Here is a 1,238-nt window from a genome sequence, read left to right on the forward strand (position 1 = left end):
GCTGAATCTGAAGCGCTAATTGAGGCACTGAGGCTTGTGCTCAAGCTCGTGCTTGTTGACTCTGAGGCACTGATCGAAGCACTTAGGCTGGTACTCAAGCTGGTGCTTGCTGAGTCGCTTGCACTAATTGATGCACTGAGACTCGTGCTCAGGCTCGTGCTTGTTGACTCTGAGGCACTGATCGAAGCACTTAGGCTGGTACTCAAGCTTGTACTTGCTGAATCTGATGCGCTGAGTGAGGCACTGAGGCTGGTACTCAAACTTGTGCTTGTTGAGTCAGACTCGCTGATTGAAGCACTGAGGCTTGTGCTCAAGCTCGTGCTGGCTGAATCTGAGGCGCTAATTGAAGCACTGAGGCTTGTACTCAAGCTAGTGCTGGCTGAATCTGAAGCGCTAATTGAGGCACTGAGGCTAGTGCTCAGGCTAGTGCTTGCTGAATCTGACGCACTGATTGATGCACTGAGGCTCGTGCTCAAACTTGTGCTTGTTGAGTCTGAAGCACTGAGTGAAGCACTTTGGCTAGTACTCAAACTTGTACTTGTTGAATCTGAGGCACTGATTGAGGCACTGAGGCTTGTGCTTAAGCTGGTGCTTGCTGAATCTGAGGCACTAATTGAGGCACTGAGGCTCGTGCTCAAGCTGGTGCTGGCTGAATCTGAGGCACTGATTGAGGCACTGAGACTTGTGCTCAAAAGGCACTGATTGATGCACTGAGGCTCGTACTCAAGCTGGTGCTTGCTGAGTCGCTTGCACTAATTGACGCACTGAGACTTGTGCTCAAACTTGTACTTGCTGAATCTGATGCGCTAATTGAGGCACTGAGGCTTGTACTCAAGCTGGTGCTGGCTGAATCTGAGGCGCTAATTGAGGCACTGAGGCTTGTACTCAAGCTGGTGCTGGCTGAATCTGAGGCACTAATTGAGGCACTGAGGCTTGTGCTCAAGCTGGTGCTTGCTGAATCTGATGCGCTAATTGAGGCACTGAGGCTTGTACTCAAGCTGGTGCTTGCTGAATCTGATGCGCTAATTGAGGCACTGAGGCTTGTACTCAAGCTGGTGCTTGCTGAATCTGAAGCACTAATTGAGGCACTGAGGCTTGTGCTCAAGCTGGTGCTTGCTGAATCTGATGCGCTAATTGAGGCACTGAGGCTTGTACTCAAGCTGGTGCTTGCTGAATCTGATGCACTAATTGAGGCACTTAGACTTGTGCTCAAACTTGTGCTGGCTGAGTCTGAAGCG

General features: G+C 50.6%; 2 protein-coding genes. Both read left to right on the top strand.

The annotated features are described in order from the left end of the window. Positions 1 to 702 (top strand): hypothetical protein (locus tag D8791_RS10370; RefSeq protein ID WP_185760592.1); only part of this gene is annotated, 702 nt, incomplete at its 5' end. 29 nt (positions 703 to 731) lie between these two features. Continuing rightward, a partial coding sequence (locus tag D8791_RS10375) for a hypothetical protein (RefSeq protein WP_446677529.1) occupies positions 732 to 1,238 on the top strand: 507 nt, incomplete at its 3' end.

Source organism: Streptococcus cristatus, assembly GCF_003943515.1.
GTDB classification, from domain to species: Bacteria; Bacillota; Bacilli; order Lactobacillales; family Streptococcaceae; genus Streptococcus; species Streptococcus cristatus_D.